General features: G+C 59.5%; 29 protein-coding genes. 18 read left to right on the top strand and 11 right to left on the bottom strand.

The window, feature by feature from the left end; translation table 11 throughout:
- Nucleotides 1–12: 12 nt before the first annotated feature.
- From ispH to P8S53_RS09780, 6 genes are all read left to right on the top strand, one after another.
- Nucleotides 13–966, top strand: coding sequence for a 4-hydroxy-3-methylbut-2-enyl diphosphate reductase (gene ispH, locus P8S53_RS09805; RefSeq protein WP_277803787.1), 954 nt, complete (start codon nucleotides 13–15; stop codon nucleotides 964–966).
- Nucleotides 963–1415, top strand: coding sequence for a DUF3429 domain-containing protein (locus P8S53_RS09800; protein WP_277803786.1), 453 nt, complete (start codon nucleotides 963–965; stop codon nucleotides 1413–1415). Before ispH ends, P8S53_RS09800 begins: the two co-directional genes overlap by 4 nt.
- A 38-nt stretch (nucleotides 1416–1453) precedes the next feature.
- Nucleotides 1454–2059, top strand: a complete 606-nt coding sequence (locus P8S53_RS09795) for a glutathione S-transferase family protein (protein WP_277803785.1) — start codon at nucleotides 1454–1456, stop codon at nucleotides 2057–2059.
- Nucleotides 2056–2523: a ribonuclease HI gene (gene rnhA, locus P8S53_RS09790; RefSeq protein ID WP_277803784.1), complete on the top strand. Its 468-nt coding sequence runs from the start codon at nucleotides 2056–2058 to the stop codon at nucleotides 2521–2523. The genes P8S53_RS09795 and rnhA overlap by 4 nt, the downstream gene beginning before the upstream one ends.
- Nucleotides 2520–3143 carry a trimeric intracellular cation channel family protein gene (locus P8S53_RS09785; protein ID WP_277803783.1) on the top strand — a complete coding sequence of 208 codons (624 nt, stop codon included), beginning with the start codon at nucleotides 2520–2522 and terminating at the stop codon, nucleotides 3141–3143. Before rnhA ends, P8S53_RS09785 begins: the two co-directional genes overlap by 4 nt.
- Before the next feature lie 69 nt (nucleotides 3144–3212).
- Nucleotides 3213–3668 carry a DUF1499 domain-containing protein gene (locus P8S53_RS09780; protein ID WP_277803782.1) on the top strand — a complete coding sequence of 152 codons (456 nt, stop codon included), beginning with the start codon at nucleotides 3213–3215 and terminating at the stop codon, nucleotides 3666–3668.
- A 60-nt stretch (nucleotides 3669–3728) separates the two neighbouring features.
- Here P8S53_RS09780 and P8S53_RS09775 read toward each other — a convergent pair whose 3' ends face one another.
- The 3 genes from P8S53_RS09775 to P8S53_RS09765 all read right to left on the bottom strand — a co-directional run bounded on the left by P8S53_RS09775 (nucleotide 3729) and on the right by P8S53_RS09765 (nucleotide 5793).
- The gene (locus P8S53_RS09775) at nucleotides 3729–3968 is read right to left on the bottom strand and encodes a GlsB/YeaQ/YmgE family stress response membrane protein (RefSeq protein WP_277803781.1); all 240 of its coding nucleotides are present in this window, start codon (nucleotides 3966–3968) and stop codon (nucleotides 3729–3731) included.
- A 1-nt stretch (nucleotide 3969) separates the two neighbouring features.
- Complete coding sequence (rlmN, locus tag P8S53_RS09770; RefSeq protein WP_277803780.1) at nucleotides 3970–5160, bottom strand: 23S rRNA (adenine(2503)-C(2))-methyltransferase RlmN; 1191 nt, start codon at nucleotides 5158–5160, stop codon at nucleotides 3970–3972.
- Between the two features lie 93 nt (nucleotides 5161–5253).
- Nucleotides 5254–5793 (bottom strand): invasion associated locus B family protein, encoded by a 540-nt coding sequence (locus P8S53_RS09765; RefSeq protein WP_277803779.1) that lies wholly within the window; start codon nucleotides 5791–5793, stop codon nucleotides 5254–5256.
- Between the two features lie 171 nt (nucleotides 5794–5964).
- Here P8S53_RS09765 and P8S53_RS09760 point away from each other — a divergent pair, with 171 nt between their 5' ends.
- From P8S53_RS09760 to P8S53_RS09740, 5 genes are all read left to right on the top strand, one after another.
- Entirely contained in the window at nucleotides 5965–6975 is a 1011-nt protein-coding gene (locus P8S53_RS09760; RefSeq protein ID WP_277803778.1) for an asparaginase, read from the top strand.
- Nucleotides 6976–7095: 120 nt separating this feature from the next.
- Nucleotides 7096–7419 carry a hypothetical protein gene (locus tag P8S53_RS09755; protein WP_277803777.1) on the top strand — a complete coding sequence of 108 codons (324 nt, stop codon included), beginning with the start codon at nucleotides 7096–7098 and terminating at the stop codon, nucleotides 7417–7419.
- Between the two features lie 151 nt (nucleotides 7420–7570).
- A complete protein-coding gene (locus tag P8S53_RS09750; RefSeq protein ID WP_277803776.1) occupies nucleotides 7571–8863 on the top strand; it encodes an O-acetylhomoserine aminocarboxypropyltransferase/cysteine synthase family protein in 1293 nt (430 codons plus the stop codon).
- Between the two features lie 246 nt (nucleotides 8864–9109).
- A complete protein-coding gene (locus P8S53_RS09745) occupies nucleotides 9110–12067 on the top strand; it encodes a hypothetical protein (RefSeq protein ID WP_277803775.1) in 2958 nt (985 codons plus the stop codon).
- Between the two features lie 70 nt (nucleotides 12068–12137).
- Nucleotides 12138–12737: an inner membrane-spanning protein YciB gene (locus P8S53_RS09740; RefSeq protein ID WP_277803774.1), complete on the top strand. Its 600-nt coding sequence runs from the start codon at nucleotides 12138–12140 to the stop codon at nucleotides 12735–12737.
- Nucleotides 12738–12794: 57 nt separating this feature from the next.
- Here P8S53_RS09740 and P8S53_RS09735 read toward each other — a convergent pair whose 3' ends face one another.
- From P8S53_RS09735 to P8S53_RS09710, 6 genes are all read right to left on the bottom strand, one after another.
- On the bottom strand, nucleotides 12795–13496 hold the full coding sequence (locus tag P8S53_RS09735; RefSeq protein ID WP_277803773.1) for a glutathione S-transferase N-terminal domain-containing protein: 702 nt from the start codon (nucleotides 13494–13496) through the stop codon (nucleotides 12795–12797).
- Nucleotides 13497–13616: 120 nt separating this feature from the next.
- Nucleotides 13617–14405, bottom strand: coding sequence for a xanthine dehydrogenase family protein subunit M (locus tag P8S53_RS09730; protein ID WP_277803772.1), 789 nt, complete (start codon nucleotides 14403–14405; stop codon nucleotides 13617–13619).
- Nucleotides 14406–14419: 14 nt separating this feature from the next.
- The gene (locus P8S53_RS09725) at nucleotides 14420–16792 is read right to left on the bottom strand and encodes a xanthine dehydrogenase family protein molybdopterin-binding subunit (protein ID WP_277803771.1); all 2373 of its coding nucleotides are present in this window, start codon (nucleotides 16790–16792) and stop codon (nucleotides 14420–14422) included.
- Nucleotides 16793–16848: 56 nt separating this feature from the next.
- Entirely contained in the window at nucleotides 16849–17334 is a 486-nt protein-coding gene (locus P8S53_RS09720) for a (2Fe-2S)-binding protein (RefSeq protein WP_277803770.1), read from the bottom strand.
- A gap of 73 nt (nucleotides 17335–17407) precedes the next feature.
- Entirely contained in the window at nucleotides 17408–18421 is a 1014-nt protein-coding gene (locus P8S53_RS09715; RefSeq protein WP_277803769.1) for a molybdopterin-binding protein, read from the bottom strand.
- On the bottom strand, nucleotides 18418–19407 hold the full coding sequence (locus tag P8S53_RS09710; protein WP_277803768.1) for an XdhC family protein: 990 nt from the start codon (nucleotides 19405–19407) through the stop codon (nucleotides 18418–18420). The genes P8S53_RS09715 and P8S53_RS09710 overlap by 4 nt, the downstream gene beginning before the upstream one ends.
- A gap of 164 nt (nucleotides 19408–19571) precedes the next feature.
- Here P8S53_RS09710 and P8S53_RS09705 point away from each other — a divergent pair, with 164 nt between their 5' ends.
- A complete protein-coding gene (locus tag P8S53_RS09705; RefSeq protein ID WP_277803767.1) occupies nucleotides 19572–20333 on the top strand; it encodes a glycerophosphodiester phosphodiesterase in 762 nt (253 codons plus the stop codon).
- Nucleotides 20334–20335: 2 nt separating this feature from the next.
- On the opposite strand, the gene P8S53_RS09700 is transcribed toward P8S53_RS09705, so the two are convergent.
- Nucleotides 20336–21019, bottom strand: coding sequence for a hemolysin III family protein (locus tag P8S53_RS09700; RefSeq protein WP_277803766.1), 684 nt, complete (start codon nucleotides 21017–21019; stop codon nucleotides 20336–20338).
- 147 nt (nucleotides 21020–21166) lie between these two features.
- Here P8S53_RS09700 and P8S53_RS09695 point away from each other — a divergent pair, with 147 nt between their 5' ends.
- From P8S53_RS09695 to P8S53_RS09670, 6 genes are all read left to right on the top strand, one after another.
- On the top strand, nucleotides 21167–21778 hold the full coding sequence (locus P8S53_RS09695) for a ribonuclease D (RefSeq protein WP_277803765.1): 612 nt from the start codon (nucleotides 21167–21169) through the stop codon (nucleotides 21776–21778).
- A gap of 14 nt (nucleotides 21779–21792) precedes the next feature.
- Entirely contained in the window at nucleotides 21793–22416 is a 624-nt protein-coding gene (locus P8S53_RS09690; protein WP_277803764.1) for a hypothetical protein, read from the top strand.
- 31 nt (nucleotides 22417–22447) lie between these two features.
- Complete coding sequence (locus P8S53_RS09685) at nucleotides 22448–22933, top strand: LptA/OstA family protein (RefSeq protein ID WP_277803763.1); 486 nt, start codon at nucleotides 22448–22450, stop codon at nucleotides 22931–22933.
- A 7-nt stretch (nucleotides 22934–22940) separates the two neighbouring features.
- Nucleotides 22941–23738 (top strand): LPS export ABC transporter ATP-binding protein, encoded by a 798-nt coding sequence (lptB, locus tag P8S53_RS09680; protein WP_277803762.1) that lies wholly within the window; start codon nucleotides 22941–22943, stop codon nucleotides 23736–23738.
- 200 nt (nucleotides 23739–23938) lie between these two features.
- Nucleotides 23939–24508, top strand: a complete 570-nt coding sequence (hpf, locus tag P8S53_RS09675) for a ribosome hibernation-promoting factor, HPF/YfiA family (protein WP_306417908.1) — start codon at nucleotides 23939–23941, stop codon at nucleotides 24506–24508.
- A gap of 72 nt (nucleotides 24509–24580) precedes the next feature.
- On the top strand, nucleotides 24581–25045 hold the full coding sequence (locus P8S53_RS09670; protein WP_277803760.1) for a PTS sugar transporter subunit IIA: 465 nt from the start codon (nucleotides 24581–24583) through the stop codon (nucleotides 25043–25045).
- 29 nt (nucleotides 25046–25074) lie between these two features.
- Here the strand turns inward: P8S53_RS09670 and P8S53_RS09665 are convergent, their stop codons facing one another.
- On the bottom strand, nucleotides 25075–26508 hold the full coding sequence (locus P8S53_RS09665; protein WP_277803759.1) for a hypothetical protein: 1434 nt from the start codon (nucleotides 26506–26508) through the stop codon (nucleotides 25075–25077).
- Between the last annotated feature and the right edge of the window lie 8 nt (nucleotides 26509–26516).

Below are 26516 nucleotides of genomic sequence, written 5' to 3'. Positions count from 1 at the left end.
GGACCGCCAGACATGACTGAAAAAACTGCCCTGACCCTTTATCTGGCCGCGCCGCGCGGCTTTTGCGCAGGTGTGGACCGCGCCATCAAGATTGTGGAACTGGCGCTGGAAAAATACGGCGCGCCTGTCTATGTGCGCCATGAAATCGTGCATAACAAATATGTGGTGGACGGGCTGCGCGCCAAAGGTGCGGTTTTCGTCGAAGAACTGGCCGACTGCCCCACCGACCGCCCCGTGATCTTTTCCGCGCATGGTGTGCCCAAATCCGTCCCCGAAGAAGCGCAGGCCCGCCAGATGCTGTATCTGGATGCGACCTGCCCGCTGGTCAGCAAAGTGCATATCGAAGCGGAACGCCATCACGCGAACGGGCTGCAAATGGTGATGATCGGCCATCAGGGCCACCCCGAAACCATTGGCACAATGGGGCAGTTGCCCGAAGGCGAAGTGTTGCTTGTTGAAGCAGTCGATGATGTCGCAAAACTGCGGGTGCGCGACCCCGCAAAACTGGCTTTCATCACGCAAACGACCTTGTCGGTTGATGATACTGCCGGAATTGTGGCCGCCTTGCAGGCGCGTTTTCCCGCCATCATCGGGCCGCATAAGGAAGATATCTGCTATGCGACCACCAACCGGCAGGAAGCGGTCAAGGCAATTGCAAACAGGATTGATGCGCTTTTGGTGATTGGCGCGCCCAATTCGTCAAATTCGCAACGTCTGGTCGAGGTGGGCCGTGCCAAGGGCTGCGCCTACGCGCAACTTGTGCAACGTGCCGCAGATATAGACTGGCGCGCCCTGGCGGGCATAAAGGCCGTGGGCATAACGGCAGGCGCATCGGCGCCAGAAGATCTTGTCAACGAAGTGATCGACGCCTTTGCCGCGCGGTATGACCTGAATGTAGAACTGGTCGAAACCGCGAAAGAGCGCGTTGAATTCAAGGTGCCCCGCGCGTTGCGGGAAACCGCATGACCACAATTCCCCGCCCTGCCCTGTATCTTGGCCTTGCGGGGCTGATCCCGTTCCTTTGGGGGGTGATAACCTTGCTGTCGCCCGCATTGGCGGATGCGACACGCACCCTGATTGGCCCGCGGTTTTCCGGGCATGCGGTTCTGACCGGCTATGGCGTGGTGATATTATGCTTCATGTCCGGCGTGTTGTGGGGGTTTGCGGCGCGCGGGCGAGCGGGCAGTTGGTCCGGCTATGTGCTGTCGGTTGTGCCCGCCTTATGGGCGTTCTTTTTTGTGGGCGGCCCGGTTGTGCAGTCGCTGAACGCGTTGATCACCGGCTTTGTCGTGCTGCTGGTCATCGACTTCCGGTTCGCGCTTTGGGGTCTGGCCCCGCGTTGGTGGATGCGTCTGCGCCTGATTTTGACATCGGGCGCCGTGGCCTGTCTGGCCTTGGGCCTTTGGTTGGTTTAAGACTTCCGCAACCCTACGCTTTTCAGGAAATCACGTCTATGATCCTTTATTCCATGCCCTCGTCCGGCAACAGCTATAAGGTGCGTCTGCTGCTGGCGCTTCTGGGGCACGATGATGTCACAATCATCAATGTCGAAGACCAGTCCGATGCGCTGGCACAGGCCAAACAGGAACACCGCCTGCCCTTTGGCAAGGCCCCTGTTCTGATGCTGGAGGATGGCACGCTTTTACCGGAATCAAACGCGATCTTGTGCTATCTGGGCGAAGGCAGCCGCTTCATTCCACAAGACGCGGTTGCACGCACGCAAATGCTGGGCTGGATGTTTTGGGAACAGAACCAGCATGAGGGCGTGATTGCCGTGCGCGCGTCCTTGCGCTGCTACCCGCACCGGCGCGCACTGGCCACGCCGGACCGCATGGCAGACTTGCTGGAACGCGGGCATGACCTGTTGCAGGTCATGGAAAACCATCTGGTCACATGCGACTGGCTGGTGGGCGATGATGTCACCCTCGCAGATATTTGTCTGTTTGCCTATACGCACACTGCCGGCAGTCGTGGCGGGTTTGACATGGCGCGGTTCGGGGCCGTCAACGCATGGATCGAACGCATCACGCAGCTTGACGGGTTTAAGGGGCTGGCATGACCGAACTTGTGGCCTATACCGATGGTGCGTGTTCGGGCAATCCCGGCCCGGGCGGCTGGGGGGTGTTGTTGCGCGCCTATCAGGGTGAAGCTATCGTCAAGGAACGCGAATTGTTTGGCGGTGAAGGCGACACAACGAACAACCGCATGGAACTGATGGCCGCCATTTCCGCGCTGGAGGTGCTGGGACGCCCCAGCACGGTCACGATCGTCACCGACAGCGCCTATGTGAAAAACGGCGTCACCAGCTGGATTCACGGCTGGAAACGCAACGGCTGGCGCACCGCGGACCGCAAGCCCGTCAAGAACGCGGAACTGTGGCAACGGCTTGATGACGCACAAGCGCGCCACAGCGTCACATGGAAATGGGTCAAGGGCCATGCGGGCCACCCTGAAAACGAACGTGCCGATGAACTGGCGCGCGCGGGCATGGCCCCCTTCAAGCCCGGCAAGGCCGCCACATGACACTTGTGCAGGGGCTGGATTACGCGGCGGTGTTCATCTTTGGCCTGACGGGCGCGCTGGCCGCCAGCCGCGCACAACTGGATATTGTCGGTTTTCTGTTTCTTGCCTGCCTGACCGCCGTGGGCGGGGGCACCTTGCGCGATGTGTTGCTGAACCGTGATCAGGTGTTCTGGATTGCAGACCCCGGCATGATCCTGTCGGCAAGTGTGGCGGCAATTCTGGTGTTCTTCACAGCGCATTTTCTGGAATCGCGGCTGCGCACATTGGAATGGCTGGATGCGTTGGCGCTGGGCGTTGCGGTTCCTGCGGGTGTGGGTGTCGCGTTGGGGATGAACCAATCCTGGCCGATTGTGCTGATCATGGGCGTGGCCACCGGAACCTTCGGCGGGCTGATGCGCGATGTGGTCTGTAATGAACTGCCGCTGATCCTGAAAAAGGGCGAGTTGTATGCCACCGCCGCACTTGTGGGCGCAATTTCGGCGCTGGGTGTTGCGATGTTTACCAATGACAGTGTGATTATTCTGCTGGTTTGCGGTGTCACCACATTTGCACTGCGCACAGGATCGTTGTTGTTTGGCTGGTGCCTGCCCGTCTATAAAAGCCACCCGCCCAAACAATAACCGCGCGGCATATGGCTTTCGGGCGCGGGCGTGCTACTGCTTTGACACAGGCAATGCTGCGGGGGTTACATGATCAAGGTTATACTTCTGATACTGCTGTTACTGGCCGCCGGTCTGATGGGCTATGTCTGGCTTGCGCCCAGCGATCCCGCGCGCTGGCATGAAGACCCCCGCCTTGTCGCGCGCCCAAGCAGCCCGAATTTCTATCTGCAACGCATGGTGGGTGGCGATGCCATGCCGCCTGTGCTGCAAATCAGCGCGCAGGATCTGGCCGCGCGTATGGACCGCGTTGCGACTGCCGATGGTGCAAAGCTGATCGGCGGGTCGGTGGCGTCAGGGCATATGACCTATCTGACACGCTCTCCGGTTATGGGGTTTCCTGATTACACGTCTATCCTGATTGAACCGGCCGGCGATGGCGCGATGGTGCTTGCCTTTGCCCGCGCGCGGTTCGGGCGTTCCGACATGGGTGCCAATCGCGCCCGCACAAAGCGGTGGATGAAGGCACTTCAGGAAGAAGGATAAGGATCTGCACCTGTTGCATCACATAAGCATTGCGGCACAACCACTTGATATTACGCCAAACTAGCGCCGACCCTGCCAGACCTGATATAACCACAGCAGCGCAAGCGATCCCAGAAGCGCCAGCACAAACCCGCCAACCCAACCGGCAGAGGTCATCAGAAAGCGAAATCCAAGCCCGCCGATAACCGCACCCAGAATGCCAATGACCATGGCGGTGGGTAAATCCGTGTTCATGCGCATCAGACGGGTGGCAAGAACCCCCGCCAGCGCGCCCAGAACGACAAGTGCGACAACCGGCATGTCAGGCGTCCTGACCTGTCGCAAGCTGTGCGGCAATTTCCGCACGCGACTTCCGCCCGCGTTCGGTCGCGGATTTCAACTGGCCACAGGCCGCCATAATATCTTCGCCGCGCGGGGTGCGGATGGGGCTTGCATAGCCCGCCTTGTGGACGATGTCGGAAAACGCCTCGATCCGCGCCCAGTCACTGCGCTGGAACGGCGCGCCCGGCCATTCATTGAAGGGAATAAGATTGATTTTGGCCGGAATGCCCGCAATCAGTTTGACCAGACGGCGCGCATCATCATCCGAATCATTCACATCCTTCAGCATGACATATTCAAACGTAATGCGTTCGGAATTCGACAGGCGCGGGTATTCACGCAGCGCGTCCAGCAAGGTCTTGATATTCCAGCGCTTGTTGATGGGCACCAGTTTGTCGCGCACGTCATCCGTGGTGGCGTGGAAACTGACCGCCAGCAGACAGCCGATTTCCTGCGCCGTGCGTGCAATTTCCGGCACAACGCCCGATGTGGACAAGGTGATCCGGCGGCGCGAGATGGACAAACCTTCGCCATCCATGGTGATTTTCATCGCGTCGCGGACGTTGTCGAAATTATAAAGCGGCTCTCCCATACCCATCAGCACAACATTGCTGACAAGGCGGGTTTCATCCTTGGGGGCGCCGGGTTCGGGCCATTCATTCAGATCATCGCGCGCCACCAGAACCTGACCCACAATTTCCGCAGCGGTCAGGTTGCGCACCAGTTTCTGGGTGCCTGTATGGCAGAAGGAACAGGTCAACGTGCAGCCAACTTGCGAAGAAATACAAAGGGTTCCACGGCTTTCTTCAGGTATATAAACCGCCTCCACCTCATGCCCGCCGGCGATGCGCAGCAGGTATTTTCGCGTGCCGTCGTCAGATATCTGGCGCGTCACGATTTCCGGCCGCGCAATTTCAAAATGCTTGGCCAGTTCCACGCGATAGGCCTTCGCCAGATTGGTCATCAACGCAAAATCCTGAACGCCCCAATGGTATATCCATTGCCATATCTGGCCCACACGCATTTTCGCCTGCCGCTCGGGCGTGCCGATGGCCATCAGCGCATCGGCCATCTGGGCGCGTGTCATACCCACAAGATTGGGCAGCCCCCCCTGTGGCAGGCGGCGCGGAATGGTCATGACATCCTGCGTGATCGGGGCTGTGATGGACATTTTGGTTATCCTTGGCGATGGGCTTTGTTCAGATATAACAAAACCGCCCGGAATTTACAGCCCGGGCGGCCACATTCGCAAAATCAGACGCGATTATTCAGCGCATTGACGTTGTGCTTCTTCGGTCGCTGCGGTGAACCCGAACAGCGAAAACGTGTCGCGCGTATTCGTGCCACGCGATGAACGCGCGTTCAGAACCGCGTCAGACCCCGCGCGCATGGCGGCAAAAATACGCTGGTCTTCTTCCGGCGAACCGGCCCATGCCCATTCCCCTTCGACGAACAGCTGGTATTCATCGCTGCCGATCGTCACATCCACAGTGGAATCGGGTGCAAAAGGATAGCCGCCGGTAAAGGAAACCTGTGGTGTGCCGCTGTCGCCGCGATAGGTTGCAAACAGCAAGATATCACCGCGCCGCACTTCGACAGGCTGGCCGCCGCGGGTATTCAGGGTTTCGCGCGGGGCCGAGACGGCCCAGCATTCCTTGGGTTCCTCTTCCACGAACACGCTCCAGGCCGTGTCAGCGGCAACGCGGTTTGTGGATTCCTGCGCGAGTGCGGTATTTGCGAACCCGCCCGCACATATCATCGCCGCACATGCGAGTGTCGTTCCGTTCATCCGTTTCGACGCCATCTGCTTTCTTGCCTCCACTTGGTCCGGGCTTTAGACTGGTATTTACGCACAATCTGCGCAAGGCCCTAGCGCCTTTTATCGCCAAGGGTCCAGAGTTTCAAAGCCCTCATCGCAAAAAATCGCGCAGGCGTGAATTCTTCCTGCGTCCAGATCACGGAATTGAGCAACAAAATGCCGAAACCTTCACAAGTACACGACCATGCCGTGCCCCTGATCGAACTTTGGCGCAGTGATTTGCTTGAAAGTATCCATCTGGGGCACGCTGTCGTGATGCGGGCAAACGGTGAAATCGTCGAAAGCTGGGGGCAGCCAGATGTTGTGATTTACCCGCGATCAAGCTGCAAGATGGTTCAGGCACTGCCCCTGATCGAAAGCGGTGCGGCGCGTGATCTGGGCAGCGCGCAGCTGGCGCTGGCCTGCGCGTCCCATCAGGGCGCGGGCATTCATGTGCAAGGTGTTGCGCGCTGGTTGGCGGAATTGGGCCTGAGCGACAGCGATTTACGCTGCGGCCCGCAATCCGCAGAAGATATTGATGAACGCAACCGCCTGATTGTAGCGCACGAATCCCCTTGCCAGTTGCACAATAACTGTTCGGGCAAACACGCGGGCTTTCTGACACTGAACCGCCATCTGGGCGGGGGGCGCGAATATGTCGAGGTGGACCACCCTGTGCAGCGCGCCGTGCGTCTGGCGTTTGAAGAAGTCACCGGCATGACATCACCGCATTACGGAATTGACGGCTGTTCTGCCCCGAATTTTGCCACCAGCCTGCAAGGGCTTGCACTGGCCATGGCCAGATTTGCGGCCGCCTCAGATATGGGCGATGCCCGCGCCCGCGCAATGGTCGCCCTGCGCGAGGCGATGATGCGTCACCCCGAACTGGTTGCGGGCGAAACCCGCGCCTGCACCGAACTGATGCGTGCCATGGGCGGCAAGGCCGCAATCAAAACCGGGGCAGAGGCTGTGTTTGTCGCGATATTGCCGCAGGCCGGTCTGGGCATAGCGCTGAAAATCATCGATGGCGGCGTGCGCGCCGCAGAAGCCGCGATATCCGCGCTATTGGTTCGCCACGGCGCACTTGCGCATGATCATCCTGTGGTCGCGCGCTATCTGGGACCAATGCGCAACCGGCGCGATCTGGTTGTGGGGCACACCCGTTGTGCCAGCGGGTTTGCGCAATAGCCCCGCCCGATATTTGTGCTGGCACATGAAATGTGCTGCATCGCGGCGCGAAAGCTTTGCTACCCTGTGGCTATGGGGTAAGGCTGGATATTGGAAAACACCAAATTAAGGGCGGAAGATATGTTTAAATTTCTGTTTGGCAGGACCTCGAAAAAGCCGGAAGTCATTGTTCGTGAAACGCAACGTGAAACGGTAATGCGCACAGTGCGCGAACTGAACGAGATTTTGCCGGGCCTAAGCCCAAGGGCCAGCATTGGTGTTGATCTACAACATGGCACCCTGTCCATCGCGTTGCCCGAACAGATGCCCGATGAAGCCAAGGCCCTGCCCGCCCCAGAACCGAAACCTGAACCGGAACCTGAAACGCCAAAAACGCCCGACGCGCTGGATACCGCTGATACCGCAACCAAGCCCGACACCCCCGCCAAGGCCGATAAACCCTGAGCAATGCGCGCTCGGCGCGCCATCCGGCCTGACCCTGCCCGAAGCGGTGGGGGATTGTTGGTATGTCCATAATCACATGGCGCAATACTTGCGCGGCGACCCGCACTGTCGTAGCGTCCGCAAGGTTCAATAAGCGCAAAGGACGGAAGTTATGGCCGACACACCCCCAGGTTTCGATACATTGCAAATCCACGCGGGGGCACGGCCCGATCCCGCAACGGGAGCACGGCAGGTTCCGATTTATCAATCAACCGCATTTGTGTTCCGCGATACGGACCACGCCGCCGCGCTGTTTAACCTTCAGGAAGTGGGATATATCTATTCCCGCCTGACCAACCCGACCGTGTCCGCATTGCAGGAACGCATGGCCACGCTGGAAGGTGGCGCAGGTGCGGTCTGTGTGGCGTCGGGGCATTCCGCGCAGATCCTTGCGCTGTTCCCGCTGATGGGACCGGGGCTGAACATTGTTGCGTCCAACCGTCTGTATGGCGGCACTGTCACGCAGTTCAGCCAGACCATCCGGCGGTTCGGCTGGTCGGCCACCTTCGTGGATTTCGATGATCTGGACGCGCTGGATGCCGCCATTGACGAAAACACGCGCGCGGTATTTTGCGAATCCATCGCCAATCCGGGCGGGTATATTACCGATCTTGATGCGGTGTCCGCCGTCACCGACCGGCATGGCATTCCGCTGATCGTCGACAACACCACGGCCACCCCCTATCTGTGCCGCCCTATCGAACACGGGGCCACGCTGGTCGTGCATTCAATGACGAAATACCTGACAGGCAATGGCACGGTCACGGGCGGGTGCATCATTGATTCGGGCAAATTCGACTGGTCTGCCAATGACAAGTTCCCGTCACTGTCGCAGCCGGAAGCAGCCTATCACGGGTTGAAGTTCCACGAAACATTCGGGCCGCTGTCCTTTACCTTCCATTCCATCGCGGTCGGGCTGCGCGATCTTGGCATGACGCTGAACCCGCAGGCGGCACATTACACGCTGATGGGCATTGAAACCCTGTCGCTGCGCATGGACCGGCACTGCGAAAACGCGCTTAAGGTCGCAAAATGGCTGGAAGCAGACCCCCGCGTGGCCACTGTCACCTATGCGGGCCTGCCATCATCGCCCTATCACGGGCGGATGGCAACAATTTGCCCCAAGGGTGCATCATCGCTGTTCACCTTCGCGCTGAAGGACGGGTATGACGCCTGCGTCAAGCTGATCAACAGCGTTGATTTGTTCAGCCATGTTGCCAATCTGGGCGACACGCGGTCGTTGATTATCCATTCGGCCTCCACGACACACAGGCAGTTGTCGGAAGCGCAACAGATCGCCGCAGGGGCCGCACCTGATGTGGTGCGCCTGTCCATCGGGCTGGAAGACCCCGCAGACCTGATTGCCGATCTGGATCAGGCGATGACCAAAGCCTGCGGACAATAACCCGCACGGCCACATGACCTTTCGGACATATGCGCAGCATCCCAATGCGCCCCTGTCCGAAAGGTCGCACGCATCCGGCCCCCTGAATGCGGCAGGAAAAGTCATAACGCATATTTTATGTCAAACCGTGGCCCCCGCTGATCGTGTAGTTTGTTATTGGGAATCTTGGCGATTTTTTGCTATCGCCGCAGCAGATCGCGGAAATGAGACTCCCTTAATACCTGAATCATGTGCTAAAGGCGCAATATGAAAACGAATTTCGCTCTTGGCATTACCGAGTCCGGTGTCACATTGTGGCAACGTGGTGAACGTGGTTGGTTGCGTGTGGGTGCCGTCGCACTTGATCATGAAAATCTGGATGCAGCGGTTGCTGATCTTGTCGGAACAGCCGCAAAGCTGGGTTCAGACAAGTTTGTGACGCAGCTTGTCATTCCTGATGACCAGATACTTTACACGCGTATTTCAGCACCCGGGCCGGGCATTGACGCACAGCGCAGCCAGATCCGCAAGGCACTGGAAGGGCGCACGCCCTTTCCTGTTGAGGAACTGGATTTTGACTGGACCGGCGCAGGGCCGGATGTGGATGTGGCGGTTGTCGCACGCGAAACCCTGATCGAGGCCGAAGATTTCGCCAAGAAGCACAAGCTGAACCCCGTCTGTTTTGTCGCGGCCCCCGCAAGTGGCGCGTTCAAACATGCGCCGTTTTTCGGAACCAGCAGGGCAATACGCGATATTATCGGCGATCCCGAAAAACTGGTCCGCGACCGCGAGATATTGCATGAAACCGGTGTCGCGGCCCCGCCTGTCGCGCCGCCACCGCCCGCTGCAAAAGCCACTGCCGCGCCCGCCGCAGACAAGACCACGCCCGCCCCCGATAAGGCAACGGCGGACAAAGAACCGCCGCAGTCGAAACCCGCAGAAACCGAAAGCGCCAAGACGGACACGACACCTGACAACGCCACGGTCCCCCCTAAGAAACTGGCGGGCGAAAAGCGCACGGACAGCGCGGCGGGCGCAGACCTGAAAGATGCGAAAACCGGCACCAAGACGGCAGGCACAAAATCCGCACCAAAGGCGTCGGAATCAGCAGCGCCCAAAGGCGCACAAGATGACATATTGCCCGGTTTCATGACCCGCCGAAAACCCGAACCGACGCTTGATGGAAAAAGCGCAGCCGCATCGGGTGCGAAACCAGACACCAGCCTGACTGGGCTGACCCAAAAACTTGCTGGCATTCGCGATGCAGATGACCAGCAGGAAAACGCAGCAGAAGCCTGCAAAACTGCGCAAGGGTTGCGCGGAACATATGCCAGTGCGAATGCGCGTATTGCCGAAAGCATGGGCCAGCTTCGCGCACGCTTCATGAGTGCGAAGAAGACGGTGGAACAGGATTCCCCTAAACCGGCCGCCGCCCCCATGCTGGGCCTGCCCAAGCGTCGTCAGGACGAAATACCTGCGGCAAAATCAGAAGCATGGCAACCGCCCGCGCAGAAAACACCTGCAAAACGCACCGAGGCGCCAAAGGCCACTGACTGGACGCCAGCGTCAAGACCCACCGACGCCACCCAATCCGCCACAACGCGCAAAAGCCCGCTTGAAACGCTGCGCAGCATTGGCCAGACATCTGCCGCCGGTGCCACCAGCGCGACCGACCCCGAAGCCGAAAGGCTGACAGTTTTCGGCGCGCGCGGGACTGCGGCAGGTGGCGCGTCGACGCCAAAACTGAAATCGCGCCTGTTGATCGGCGGCGGCATCGTGATGATCCTTGCCGCAGCGGCGGTATGGGCGTTTTATTTTGCGCGGCCTGCGCCGCCGGAAATTCCCGTTACCCTTGCGCCCGCCCCCGAAGCCGCCGTGGACACCCCCGCCCCGCTGGAGGATGACCCCGCAACCGCCGAAGCCGACGCGATCGAGGCCGCACTTGGTGTGGAAGATGTCGCAGAGCGCGGCCCGGAAACAGACGCAACCACGCCAGATGGTGCATCGACATCCGCACTGGCCGACGAAGACGCAACCCAGATCGAAAACGGCACCGCCCCCAGCGCCGAGATGGACCAGGGCCGGATTGCGGGCCTGCGGTCCTCGACATTGATCATGCCACAAGAACTCGCGGCGCTGCCAGCAAGCCCTGAAGCCCCCCAACCTTTTGGCACAGACCCGCTGCCACCGCTGCGAAGCGAACTTGAAGCGCAAGATACGCAAGATATGGCGGCCCTGGACGCCAGCGAGCCGGACACCAGCACACTTGTCGACGAACAAGGTTTGCCAGCGGGCGAAGAGGCGCTGGAAATTGGCGTGACACAGGGCCGACCGACCACAGCCCCACCGGAAAAACCCGTCCGCTTTACCCTGCCCGAAGCGCCCGAACCCGAGGCGGAGCCGGAAGCAGCGGAACCGGACGCATCAGACGCTGACGTGCCGGACGCCCCCGATCTGCCGCAAGAAGATGCAGCCAGCCAACCGGCTGAAACGACGGACACGCCGGATGATGCATCCGACGGTGACACCGCTTCGGCGGCCTTGGATGAAAGCGATCTGGAGATCGTGATCACACCGGGCACGCCGCCCGTCGTGCCACCCAGCCGCCCTGAAGCGCTGCAACCCGACACCGACCAGTCGCAAGGGCAGGCACCATCACAGACTGATGAAATCCAGCAAGCCAGTGGCGATGCGACCGCAGGCGGGCTGGCGCTAAGTGCGTTGCGCCCGGCCAGCCGCCCCAGCGATCTGGCGGCCCGCGCAGAAGCCATCATCGAACGCCAAACACCCCGGATCGAGAATGCAACCCCGCAAGCGGTTGCCGCATCCTTGCGCCCGTCAGACCGGCCAAGCGCGTTTGCATCGACCGTGCAGCGCGCCCTGAACGCGACAAGCACGGCAGCCGCCGCCCCCGCCGCACAAAGCACCCCGCAAGCGCCGGTTCAGACGGCAAGTGCGGCTGCGGCCCAACCGAATATTCCCAGCTCTGCGTCGGTGTCGCGCGAAGCCACGCAGGCACGGGCCATCAACCTGCGGCAGTTCAATCTGATTGGTGTGATGGGCACATCCTCGAACCGGCGGGCTTTGGTGCGCTTGTCAAACGGCCGTGTCTTGACTGTGCGCGTGGGCGAATCGCTGGATGGCGGGCAGGTTACCGCCATCGGAGAGACAGAATTGCGTTATAACCGCCGTGGACGTGATGTCGTCTTGCGCATTGCATCCTGACCCTGTGTCCGCGATAACAGCACCCGAACGGGGCCATATGGTGCCCTGCGCCTGAACACAGGAAATACACATGTCCGAAAAGCAGGTTTCACCCGCAGTCAAGATCGCATTGGAATTCGGTCCGGTCTTTGCATTCTTCGTGGGGTATATCACCACTCGCGGCCAAAGTTATATGATTGGCGGCACCGAATATGACGCCTTCATCCTGATGACGGCCGCGTTTATTCCGGTCATGGGAATTGCCACATTCGCCTTGTGGAAACTGTCCGGTCGCCTTAGCAGGTTGCAGCTTGTAACGCTGATCATGGTTGTGGTGTTTGGCGGGCTGACTGTCTGGCTGAATGACGAGCGTTTCTTCAAGATGAAGCCCACCGCCGTGTATTCAATCTTCGCCATCCTGCTGGGGATTGGTCTGGCACGCGGCCAAAGCTGGCTGGAACTGGTCATGGAAGGGGCGCTGCCGCTGACCCATGACGGCTGGATCGTGCTGACAAAACGGCTGGCCATCATGTTTGCGGCGATGGCCATTGCCAATGAACTGGTCTGGCGCAGCATGTCGACGGATGCGTGGGTCAATTTTCGCACCTTCGTTCTGCCATTCGCGCTGTTTGTGTTCTTCATGGCGCAGGCCAAGGTGTTCGAGCGCTACAAGCCTGCATCCGAAAAATAGAAGCGCGCCCGAAAAAGGCCCGGCACTTTTGCTGTGCCGGACCTTTGGGATGGTGCTTCAGTCACGTTTGCCAAACAGGATTTTCTGCGCGTCGCGGTCTTTTTGCAGATTTGCGCGATGCTCTTCGCCCAGGGTGCGGCCCTTGTGCACTGCGGGGCGCGCGCCAAGTTCGTCCAGCCAGCGTGCAAGATGGGGTTTGTCATCAATGCTTTGGTCCTGACCTTCCCACAGCGTGGCCCATGGCCAGATCGCCATATCCGCGATGGAATAGAAATCCCCAGCGACGTATTTGTTATCTGCCAATTGCCGGTCCAGCACACCATACAGGCGCGTCACTTCATTGCGGTAGCGGTCCTTGGCATAGGGCAGGTCCTGCGGCGGTTCCAGTGCGGGTGCATATTTCAGGAAATGATGCGCCTGCCCCGCCATTGGCCCGACACCGCCCATCTGCCACATCAGCCATTGGTCCACGGCAACACGGTCGCGTTCGCTATCGCCATAGAACTGGCCGGTCTTGCGCGCCAGATATTGCAAAATCGCCCCCGATTCAAAAATCGAGATTGGTTTGCCATCAGGACCATCGGGATCAACAATCGCGGGCATGCGGTTATTGGGGGCGATTTTCAGGAAATCGGGTTTGAACTGATCCCCCGCACCGATATTGACGAAATGGACATCATAGGGCAGGCCCATTTCTTCCAGTGCGATAGAGATTTTCCAGCCATTGGGCGTGGGCCAGTAATGTAGCGCGATGCTCATGAATGCTCCTATCATAAGTGGTTGCTGCACAAGCTAAGCATCCAGTGCGAAATTCCAAGCCACAAATGCAAAAAGGGGGGCGCACTGCCCCCCTTCATATTTGCACATATGGCGTGGCGTTCAGCCAGCGGCCATAACAGCACGGCGGGTCATCACACCCACCAGATGCGCACGGTATTCAGGGCTGCCATGCAGATCGCCAATCATTTCATCAGCAGGACAGGACAGGCCCGCAACCGCATCAGGCGTGAAGTTTGATGACAGCGCCGCTTCCGCCTCGGCCCAGCGGAACACACCATTCTCAGAAGCACCTGTCACCGCAACCCGCACGCCGGATGCGTATTTCGCAACAAACACCCCTGTCAGCGCGAAGCGGGATGCCGGTTGCAGGAACTTCGCATAGGCAGACGCTTGCGAGATGGGAAAGCGCACAGCGGTAATAATCTCGCCTTCTTCCAAGGCCGTGGTGAACATGCCCTGAAAATAATCATCCGCCGCAATTTCGCGACTGTTGGTGATGATGGTCGCGCCGGTCCCCAAGGCCGCTGCCGGATAACACGCAGACGGGTCGTTATTGGCCAGACTGCCGCCGATGGTGCCACGGTTGCGCACCGCCGGATCGCCGATCTGGCCTGCAAGGGCCGCCAAACCCGGAAAATCCGCTGCCGCCTGTTCGGCGACAGTCGCATGGGTGGTGGCCGCGCCAATGGTTAGCATGTCACCATCGCGCGACACGCCCTTCAGTTCGGCAATCCCCGTCAGGCTGACCAACGTTTCAGGTGCATTCAGCCGTGCCTTCATCGACGGGATCAGCGTTTGGCCACCCGACAGGGGTTGCGCTTCGTCATTGGCCAGTGCGGAAACCGCTTCAGCCACACTCGACGGTTTGACCAGTTCGAAATTATACATGACTTTCTGCTCCCTTAGCCGTTGATCGCCGCCCAGACGCGCGCGGGCGTCAGGGGCATATCGATATGAGTGACATGGGTATGACCCGCGCGGTGCAGCGCATCAATCGCCGCATTGACCACAGCTGGCGGTGACCCGATCGCGCCCGCCTCGCCGCAACCTTTTACACCCAGCGGGTTATGCGTGCAGGGCGTAATGCAGCTATGGTCCACCGTGAAGCCGCGCACATCATCGGCGCGGGGCATGGTGTAGTCCATGAAACTGCCGGACAGAAGCTGGCCCTGATCATCATAGACACAGTTTTCCAGAAGCGCCTGCCCGATCCCTTGGGCCAGACCACCATGCACCTGCCCTTCGACAATCATCGGGTTGACGATATTGCCGAAATCATCTGCGGCGATGAAGCGCAGAATGTCGATCTTGCCGGTCTCGGGGTCCAGCTCAATCTCGCACCCATAGGCGCCGGATGGGTAGGTGAAGTTCGACGGGTCGTAAAACGCCGTCTCCTCCAGCCCCGGTTCCAGATCTTCCAGCGGGTAGTTATGGGGCACATAGGCCGCCAGTGTCACACCCGACCAATCCACCGATTTGTCCGTGCCCGCCACGCTGAATTTGCCATCTTTCAGTTCAATATCTTCCGGCGCGGCTTCCAGCAGATGGGCTGCGATTTTCTTGGCCTTGTCGATGATCTTGTTCGTGGCTTTCACAATGGCGGACCCGCCCACGGCCAAGGACCGTGACCCGTAGGTGCCCATGCCCATCGGTGTGTTCGACGTGTCGCCATGGTGGATTTCAATGCTGTTGGCATCAATCCCGATCATTTCAGCGACCACTTGGGCAAAGCTGGTTTCATGCCCCTGCCCGTGGCTGTGGCTGCCGGTATAGACACTGATCGACCCTGTTGCATTCACCCGAACGGATGCCGATTCATAAAGGCCCGCCCGCGCACCCAACTGGCCCACAAGGTTTGACGGCGCAATACCGCAGGCTTCAATGTAATGGGCAATGCCAAAACCACGCAACTTGCCGCGCGCTTTGCTTTCCGCCATGCGTTTTTCGAAATTTGCGTAGTCCGACAATTCCAGCATCTTGTCCATTGTGGCGTCGTAATTGCCCGTGTCATAGACCACCGCAACCGGCGTCTGATACGGGAACTGGTCGGCCTTGATGAAATTCTTGCGGCGCAACTCAATCGGGTCCACGCCCAGTTCGCGCGCGGCCTTGTCCACAAGTCGTTCAATCTGGAACGTGGCTTCGGGCCGCCCTGCCCCGCGATATGCATCCACCGGCACTGTGTTGGTGAACACTGCCTTGACGTTGACGTAAATCAGCGGCGTGCGGTAATTGCCCGCCATCAGGGTGCCGTGCAGCCATGTAGGGATCGACGGTGCAAAGGTGGACAGATACGCCCCCATATTCGCATAGGTTTCGGTGCGCAGTGCGGTGAAATTGTGGTCTGCATCCAGCGCCAGTTCGATTTTCGTCTTGTGGTCGCGGCCATGCGCATCGGAAATGAATGCCTCGGACCGCGATGATGTCCATTTAACGGGTCGCTTCAGCACTTTCGCCGCATAGGTGCAAAAGGCTTCTTCCGCATAGTGATAAATTTTCGACCCGAACCCGCCGCCCACATCAGGGGCCACCACGCGCAGCTTGTGTTCGGGGATGTTCAGAACGAACGCGCCCATCAGCAGCCGGATGACATGCGGATTCTGGCTGGTGGTATAAAGCGTGTGACTGTCGCCCCAAGGGTCATAATCGCCCACGGCCACGCGCGGTTCCATCGGATTGGCGACAAGGCGGTTATTGGTCAATTCCAACGACACGACATGCGTGGCACTTTCAAACGCCGCATTCACCGCGTCCTTGTTGTCCTCGACAAAGCCCCAGTCATAGCAAAGGTTGCTGGTCAGGTCGTCATGCACTTTGGTCGCGCCCTCGGCCAGCGCGGCTTTCATGTCGATCACCGGCTCCAGCGCTTCAATGTCAACCTCGATCGCCTCGGCCGCATCTCTCGCCTGTTCGTAGGTTTCGGCCACCACTGCCGCAATCGGGTCACCCACATGGCGCACTTTGCCTTCGGCCAGGATAGGGTGTTTTGGTTCCTGCATCACCTGCCCGAAACGGTCCGTCACCTGCCAGCCACAAGGCAGACCGCCCGCAGATTCGAAATCAGCGGCGGTAAACACCTTCAGCACGCCATCCATTGCTTCGGCGGCAGATGTGTCGATCCCATTGATGCGCCCATGCGCCACATCCGAGCGCAGGAAATGCACATAGGATTGCCCGCGCAGGTTTATGTCATCTGTATATTTGCCGTTCCCTGTCAGAAACCGCACATCCTCGCGCCGTTTTGTGCTGGCGCCAATGCCGTCATCTTTGGGCATTTCTTCCTCCTCAAGAAATCTGGTGGCGGCGCATGGACGACATGCACCAAATAAATTTATTCGGCGGCAAGCGTGGCCGCATCCTGCCCTGATGCGGCCATGACCGCCCGCACGATGTTCTGGTATCCGGTGCAGCGGCAAATATTGCCTTCCAGATAGTGGCGAACTTCCTCTTCTGTGGGCGTGGGGTTATCGGCCAGCAGCGCGGCAGTGGACATGACCATGCCGGGCGTGCAGAAGCCGCATTGCAGCCCGTGATAATCCTGAAACGCCTGCTGGATACGCCCAAGGCTGCCGTCAGGGTTTGCCATACCTTCAACCGTTGTAACCTCGGCCCCGTCCAGATCACCGGCAAAAGCCGTGCAGGATTTTACCGCCTTGCCGTCCACCAGCACCACACAGGCCCCGCATTGGCTGGTATCGCAGCCCACATGCGTGCCTGTCAGGCCCAGAAGATCGCGCAGATAGCTGGACAGCAATGTGCGCCCTTCCGTATCTGCGGACATCTGCCGGCCATTCACTGTCATTGTTACCTTGGTCATCTGGCTCCTCCCATATGTCGCTTGGATGCAAGTTAAACACGAAAATTTCCAGTCCGCATATGCCACCTTAGGCTTAGTCGCGCGCGGGCGTTTCGCCATGGCGGCGCGGGCGCGGGCGGGTCGGAATTTCCTTCAGCAAGCCACCCACCCCCATGCCCATGATGTCGGCGGCAGTGACGCCCAGCCCGCAGATTATGCGTTCCAGAACCCAGTCGGCGCCATTCAGCGCAGGGCTTTTGGCGCAACCGGGCAGGCCGATGACGGGACGCCCCCCAAGCTGCCCCACAAACAGCAGATTGCCCGGATCAACCGGCATGCCGAAATGCATCACCTGCCCGCCTGCACGGCGCAGCGCTTCGGGGGCGGTGTCATACAGGTCCGATGTCGCGGACCCTGTCAGCACCAGCAGCAGATCCCCGCTTGCCTGCGCCAATGCCTGCGCAAGCGCGTCAATGCGGTGCGCAACCATCGCGCCTGCATCCAGCGCGACACCCAGCCGGTCCAGCCGCGCTTTGGTCGCGGCATGCCCCTTGCGGCCATCTGCGGACGGGTCCACCCATGTCTGAATCAAGCTGGCCGATTTCAGCAATGGCGGCAATACGCGTAACGCGCCCTGCCCCGCAGCGCATGCCTGCGCCACCGCGGCACGCGCCACGCCATAAGGAATGATCTTGACCGTGGCGACCATGCCGCCGGGATCAAGGCGCATGAAATCCGGCAGGGTCGCGCAGGTGATGGCAGGGTCAACCGCATTCAGCGCATTGATCTGCGGCCCCGCAACACGCAGCACGCCCGCGCCCAACGCCACGATATTGACCCGCCCTGTGCCAACCGGTTTCAGCGCCAACCCGCACGCGGCCGGAGCGGGCACCAATGCCTGCGCCACAGCAAGCGCTGCGGCATCTTCGCTGATGTCCTCAGGGTCCAGCCGCGCGACCGTCACATGGTCCAGCCCCGCCGCGCGCAGGGTGGTCACGTCCTTGTCCGTCAACTGCGTTCCCTTGCGCAAGCGGCCTGTATCAAGCGTTACGGAATGCGCCAGAATGGCCCCTTCGGCCAGTGACAGCGGAACGGGGCCGAATTTCATGCCCGCGCGCCCCGCAGCGCCTGTGTGATCTGCGCAAGCGTTGCCACCGCAATTTCTGCCGGTGTTCTGGCACCGATATTCAGCCCCACGGGCGCATGAATACGCGACAGTTGCGCATCATCCAGACCGGCGGCGCGCAGCCGCTCCAGCCGTTTGGCATGGGTGCGCGTGGACCCCAGACAGCCCAGATAAAACACATCTGATTGCAGCGCCGCAATGATGGCCGGATCATCCAGCTTAGAATCATGCGTCAGCGTGACAACCGCACTGCGCGCATCCAGCCCGATGGCGGCCAGTGCGTCATCAGGCCAGTCATGGGATATACTCTCAGCCGGAAAGCGCGCCTGCGCACCGAACGCTTCGCGCGGGTCTACCAATACCGGATCATAGCCCGCCAGCCGCGCCATGGGCAGCAGCGCCTGCGCGATATGCACGGCGCCTACGACCACCAGCCGCAAGGGCGGGTTGTGCAGCGTGACCAGTTGGCCTGCATCATTCAGGCCAGACCGGTCAGCGCGGAACTGCGCTGCAAGCTTGCTGTCGTTTGGCCCCGCAAGCCAGCGCGCCCATGTCACCAGATCCGTCACACATGCGACCGCGCGGCGCGTGGCACGGGCCGCGACAATATCGGACAGCAGGGCGGGTGGCAGCGCGGGCGCTGTGTCGCCAACGGGTTCTACCAGAATGCGGATGGTGCCCCCGCAGGCAAGCCCCACTTCAAACGCCGTGTCATCGCTGACCCCGAATTCCACAATGCGCGGCGTGCCTGCGCGCAACGCGTCCAATGCTTCCATCACGACCGCGCCTTCGACACAGCCGCCAGACACCGACCCCATGATTTCGCCATCACCTGAAATTGCAAGCTGGCTGCCCGCCTGACGCGGCGCGGACCCCCATGTCTGGATCACGGTTGCAAGCGCTGCCCCGCGCCCGTCGTGATGCCAGCCTAGGGCGATTTCGGGAATCTGATCGTGGCGATAGCGCATGATTCTGGCCCTGCTTGCTGCGACAGGACACACCATTGCATTGACGATGCCCCTTGGCAAATCTGTCCTTTAGGATGAGATGGCACGCCGTGCGGACAGGATTTTCTGCGCCCGCGCATCTCACCCCACTCGACACCGCGCGCAAAAGGCGCAAAATGCCGCCCATGGCACGATTAAGCACCCACCCCTTTCTGACCAGCCCCGGCGCGCGCTGTTTTGCCCACCGCGGCGGCGCGCTGGAAGCCGAGGAAAACACCCTGCCTGCGTTCCGGCATGCGGTTGAACTGGGCTATACGCATGTCGAGCTGGACGTGCATGCCACCAGCGACGGGGTTGTTGTGGTCCATCATGACGACAGCCTGCACCGCATTTGTGGTGATACGCGCCAGATTGCCGCGACACGCTGGGCAGAATTGCAGACCATTCGCACCAGAAACGGTGCATCCATCCCGCGCCTAGAGAATATTCTGGAAGAATTTCCAGACCTTTTTATCGCGATCGAGGCCAAGTCGCTGGACGTTGTTGCGCCATTGGCCCGCGTGATCACCCGCCTGAACGCGCTGGAACGGGTGTGCGTCGGGGCGTTTGACCCCGCGCGCACAGATCACGCGCGCCAATTGCTGGGACCGGATCTGTTGTGGTCGCCTGCGCATATGCAGGTTGCACGGCTATGGGCTGCCGGTTGGGGCCTGCCGCTTGCGCTGGACGATTTTGCCGTTGTGCAGGTGCCGCTGAACTGGCGGGGCATTCCGCTGGTCACGCCGCGCTTTTTGAAAGCGGCCCATCGTCGCGGGGTTCATGTTCAGGTCTGGACCGTGAATGACAGCGCACAGATGCAGACCTTGCTGGACTGGGGCGTTGACGGGCTGATGACGGACAGACCAAGCGTGCTGAATGATGTGATGGCCAGAATACACCCCGCTTAAGGTCAGTGCACGGTCCCGTTCACAACCAGCACCATCACGGCTGCATAAAACAGGAATGACGCGGCAAGCACGAAAACATGCCAGATGGCGTAGTGAAACAGCAACCGCGTTGACAGGTAGAACCCCACCCCCAAGGTGTAGACCACACCGCCCGCGATAATCAGAATAACGGTTGCCAGCGGCAGGCTTGCCAGCATTTGCGGCAATATCAGCACACCGACCCAGCCCATACCCAGATACAACGCAAGGGCTGCCCAGCGAAACCGTTCGGGCGACAGGCATTTCAGGACCACCCCGCATAGCGCGGCCCCCCACAGCCCCATCATCAGCCAAAGGCCCTGCCCCGGTATCAGCGTGAATGGCGTATATGTGCCCGCGATCTTGATATAAATGGCCGAATGGTCCAGCCGCCGGAACAGCCAGTTCAACCCCGCATTTGGTGTCAGGTTATACAGCGCGGATGCGCTGATCATGGCCAGAAACGCCAGCCCATACACCGAAACGGCCACAAACGCCCACGGCTGATCGCTGTCATGGCCAAACAGTAACGCCGCGCCAATAATAAGCGGAACCGCAACAATGGCCCCAAGCACGCCGATGACATGCACAGCCGCATCCGCACGTTGTTCCGCACGGGTATAGCCTGCGGTCTTGCGCAGTAGTGTTTTCGGAGCAGAATCTGTCATATCATCCATCATACAGCGCCCGGCTGTTGCACAAAGCACAATTAACATCACATCAACATGACTTTGCGGCAGTGTTGCGATGTCATATGTCTTGATTTCCACGCCATTCCCGCCTAGCCCCGCACAAAGCTGTAATGGAAGGCGCCGATGACTGTTCACTTGTATGCCCATGACCTGCCGGATGATCTGAAGCTTGGCCCTGTTGTTGCAATCGATTGCGAATCGATGGGGCTGCACCCGCATCGTGACCGGCTATGTGTGGTGCAGCTGTCCGACGGAAACGGGCATGCGCATCTGGTGCAGGTGGCGCGTGATATTCAGCCTGCGCCCAATCTGGCACGGTTGCTGACGGACCCCGACACGCTGAAGCTGTTCCATTTCGGACGCTTTGATATTGCGCTGTTGCGTCACAGCTACGGGGTGACCACGGCGCCGGTCTATTGCACCAAGATCGCATCGAAACTGGTGCGCACCTATACGGACCGCCACGGGCTGAAAAACCTGCTGACCGAACTTCTGGGCGTGGATATTTCCAAACAGCAACAAAGTTCGGACTGGGGGGCTGCGAAACTCACTCAGGCGCAGCAGGATTATGCCGCGTCAGATGTGCTGTATCTGCACCGTCTGCGCGATATTCTGGATGCCATGCTGGAACGCGAAGGGCGCAGTGATCTGGCGCAACGCTGTTTCGACTTTTTGCCAACGCGGGCGGAACTGGACCTGACAGGCTGGCCCGACATCGACATATTCTCGCATTAAGGCCTGTCCCTGAAATGTCGCGCACCCCAACAAATTGGCGCTCCGGCCTGTCCCTGACATTGCGTCTGGTGTTGCCATTCGGGGCGTTACTGCTGTTGTCCACAATCTTTCTGGTGTCGCGCAGCGTTGATCCCAGTCAGGCCGTTGCGCTGGCAAATCTGGACATTGAGGAACTGACACGCGAGCCGCGCATCGGTACTGCACGTTTTGCGACCGTCACAACCGATGGCACGGCCATAACCATTGATGCACGCACGGTGCGGTCGCCCGCGAACCCGCAACCGGGTGATCCGGTGGAACTGACGCTGGAAGACCCTGATGGAACAGCAGAATTCGGCGTCGATGGCACAGTTGCGTTCCGGTCCGAGCATGGGCATCTGGACCAGATGGCAAACCTGCTGACGATGACCGGCACGGTGGAACTGGAAGACGAAAGCGGGTATGTGATAACCATGCCGATGCTACGGACTTTTCTGGACCGGTCCAGAATTGAAGGCACCGGCGGTGTTTTCGGTCATGGGCCGCCTGGTGAAATCAGCGCGCAATCCCTGACGATCACACCATTGGAAAGCGGTGAAAACGGATATCTGCTTGATTTCGTCGGTGATGTCAGGCTTCTATATATTCCGGCAGATTAAGGGAGCAGGCATAGTGCATCAGCGCAGGATCTTGGGCTTTATTCTTGGGGTTGGACTTGCCCTTACAGCGCAGCCATTCCAGGTTTCGGCACAAGGCACAGGGCTGAGTTTTTCGGGATTGCAAAATGTTCGCGGCCTGCCGGTCGAGATCACGTCCGAAAACCTGCAAGTCAACAACCAGACAGGCGAAACCATATTCACCGGCGACGCTGTGCTGGGACAGGGCGATATGCGGCTGTCCGCCCCTGAAATCAGAATCATTTATGACGCGGCCGGGGACAACAGAATCGAACGGCTGGAAGCATATGGCGGCGTCACACTGGTTACCGCAGATGAAGCCGCCGAAGGGCAGACCGCTATATATGAAGTTGCGGCCGGGACTGTGCGCATGCAAGGGTCAGTGTTGCTGACGCAAGGGCAGAATGTCCTGACGGGTGACACGCTGTTTGTCGATCTGAACACCGAACAGGGCCGGATGGAAGGGAATGTGCGCACCCTGATCCAGACCAATCCCTGACGCTGCAATGACCGATCAACCGATAATCGACAAGAACGCCCCCCTGCCGTCTGCGGCGGCTGATGGCAGTCCGGCCAGCGGCCAGAAGCTGGAAATCACGCATCTTCAGAAACGCTATGGCAAGCGCGTCATCATCAAGGATGTGTCGCTGACGCTGCATCCCGGTGAAGTGGTGGCGCTGCTTGGGCCGAACGGGTGTGGCAAGACAACCTGCTTTTACTGCATTGCGGGAATCGTCAAACATGAAGGGGGCACAGTGCGCATTGACGGGCGCGATGCCACGGGCCTGCCGTTGTTTCGCCGCGCACGTCTGGGGCTGGGGTATCTGCCGCAGGAAATGTCGATCTTTCGCGGGCTGAGTGTGGCACAGAACATCATGTCGGTTCTGGAACTGCGCGTGCCTGACAAACGAGCGCGGCGCGACAGGCTGGAAGATCTGTTACAGGAATTCTCCATCGAACATCTGCGCGATCAGGCTGCCCTTGCGTTATCGGGTGGGGAACGGCGGCGCGCGGAAATCGCGCGCGCGCTGGCGGCGAATCCGCGCTATGTGCTGCTGGACGAACCCTTCGCCGGGGTGGACCCGATTGCCGTGGGCGAGATTCGCGCCTTGGTGGCGGATCTGAAAACCCGCGGGCTGGGCGTGCTGATCACCGACCACAATGTGCGCGAAACACTGGCCATCGTGGACCGTGCCTATATCTTGCATGATGGCAGTGTCCTGAAAAGCGGCACCCCCGCCGAGGTCGTCGCCGATGAAGATGTGCGCCGCGTTTATCTTGGGGCAGAGTTTCGGCTGGACTGAACGCGGACCCCCGCCTGCCTGCACAAAGAGTTGGTCGAAAGCATTGACAAGATACCCCCATTAAGCGCCAAATGGTCAAAACAGGCAATCCACCGGTGAGCGTCAGGGATGAAAAATCTGTTTCGGGCACTGGTGCGAAAAGCGCAGAATTACCCCGCGGGACAGGCCCCGCCTACCCGCTTTTTAGCAAGGAGAGGCGCATGCGCTATCAGATTAGTGGCAGACATATTGAAATCGGTGAAGCCCTGCAAACCCATGTGAAGGCCGAATTCGGCGAACTGGTCGAAAAATACCAACAGCGCCCGACCGAAGCCGTGGTCGTCTTTTCCAAAGATGCCCATCTTTTCGTGTGTGAAGCCACTTTTCATCTGTCCACTGGACTGACCGCGCAGGCAAAGGCGCAAGCCCATGAAATATATGCCGCTTTTGAAGCTTGCCGCGAAAAGCTGGACAAGCAGCTGCGCCGCTACAAACGCCGTTTGAAAGACCATCACCGCGACCGCACAAGCCCGGTTGAATTTGCCGGCGCACCCTCGTATATCCTCGCATCAGATGAAGATGATGGCGCGGTCGAAGCAGACTCGCTTCAGCCGATTATCATTGCCGAGATGGAAACCCGAATTCCATCATGTTCCGCAGGGGAAGCCGTTATGCAGATGGAATTGTCGCATACAAAAGTTCTGGTCTTCCGCAATGAGCGTCATGGCGGTCTGAATGTCGTCTACCGGCGCGAGGACGGCAATATCGGCTGGATTGATCCGCAGAATTAACCCCCGGATTCCGTAAACACCGCGCCTGACACCGGCGTCAGGCGCGGCATTTTTTTTGACGGAGCAAGACAGATGGACATGTCGACCCTGCTAACCCCCGGTGCGGTCCGCGCGCTTGGATCCACCACCAGCAAGAAGCGCCTTTTGCAAACCCTGGGCGATGTCGCCAAGTCCGTTTACGGAATCGATGCCGATCTGGCGATAGAGGCGTTGCAGGAACGCGAAAGCCTGGGGCCCACCGGTGTCGGACATGGCGTCGCCCTGCCCCATGCCCGTCTTGAAGGGCTGGACCGCGTGGTTGGCGTTTTTCTGCGTCTTGGCAAACCGCTGGACTATGCGTCTGTCGACAAGGTGCCGGTGGATCTGGTGTTTGCGCTGTTTGCGCCCCGGTCTGCGGGGGTCGAGCATCTGAAGGCATTGGCCTTTGTGTCCAGAACATTGCGCAATTCTGATATTTGCAACAAGCTGCGCTCAAATGACGACACGTCGAAGCTGTATGAAATCCTGAACAGCGACAAGTCGATCAAGGCGGCATAGCCTTTGGGCCTGCCTATGCTGCGGCCAGCCTATTGGGGTCCGGCCTGCCAGTTCGCATATCCAAGGCGCGCGTAGTCTTCGGCATAGGCGGCGCGGCCCAGTGATTCTATTTCTGCGTCATAAATACTTGAAAGCGTCAGCCTGTATGTGCGGGATGGCGGGGCGAATGGTGGCAATTCGCGCCCTGTTCCCTGCCCCAATACAGTCAATGTATCCTGCAACCCGTCTTCGCGCAGCACATGCCGGATCGGCCCGCGCGATGCAATATCGGCAATAAGGTCTGATTGCAGCGCCCATGCAGGATGGGTTGTCATGCCGGTCTGGCCATTAAGGTTGGCATGGACAAAGCGCAGGAACGCCGCAAACCCGCGCCTATGGTCTTCGGGTCCGTAATCATCGGGCAATGCGCCTTTTTCTGGCAAGGTGACATCATAGATACGCGCAAGGAACTGGCGCACATTCTCGCGCGCCCCGTGCAGCACCTGACGGCGGTAGACATCATGCGCGCGCTCCAGCGGGTGGCGGATCACGGTAAAGGACGTATGGCCGGGATTGTCGCGCAACCAGTGCTGCCAGCTTTCGGGGCTGAACTGATGCAACAACTTGTCGCGGGTTGATCCGTCAATCAGGGCCATCCAGTCCAGTATGTCACCGTCATGCCCGCCGCTGAGGGGTGCATAGACCAAGGGCACGCTGCGGCACGCGCGATACGCCCAGACCATGCCACCACGGGCAGGATCGAAACACGGCGTGCGCGACAGATTGAAATGATCAAGCCGCGCCATGCCGTCGCGCACAGCATCGAAATTTGTCAGCTTTTGTTCCAAGGGTTCGGGGTTCTGGCGTTTCAGCTTGCCGGATGTCTTTTCAATACGCGCCGCACTGCCAAGCCATTTGGCCAGACCATTCAACACATCCAGATCATTGGCATCTTCATAGGCGATATAGAACGCCGACTGGCCAAAGGTTTGCAGCATACGCTGGATGCGCAGTTGAAACGCCTGCAACTGCGTGACGTGGGTTTCAAATTCCACCGGGTCAAATGTGACCTGCGCACTGCGCTTTGTCTTCACATCGCCCAGCTTCCATTGTTGCGTAGCCTGCGCAATCTTCAGGGACACATAGCTGTCCAACGGGTTGCGCGTCAGCACGATCTTGGCGCAGCGCGGGTCTTCCATGATTATATTCAGGATACGGGGATCATGGTCGTGGAAATACCGAAACCCCGCCTGCCCGTCTTGCAGGCGAATAGCATCAAGCAAGGCAAACGGGTTCAGGTCGCGCTGCTTTTGCGTGACACCCAGCATTTCATCACAGCCCTGATGGCCGATAAAGGCCGGGTTGAACACTTCGCCCAGACATTCCAGACCGTCAAATTCGTTCAGGTTTGATTCCAACAAGTTGGATCCTGTGCGCATTTCAGCGAATACGACAAAATAGGTGAATTCCGGTGATGCAGTCATGTGTCTTT

Source organism: Roseinatronobacter sp. S2 (assembly GCF_029581395.1).
Taxonomy (GTDB): domain Bacteria; phylum Pseudomonadota; class Alphaproteobacteria; order Rhodobacterales; family Rhodobacteraceae; genus Roseinatronobacter.
Note: the sequence above shows the minus strand (reverse complement) of the source record. Positions and strands in the feature narration are given on the sequence as shown.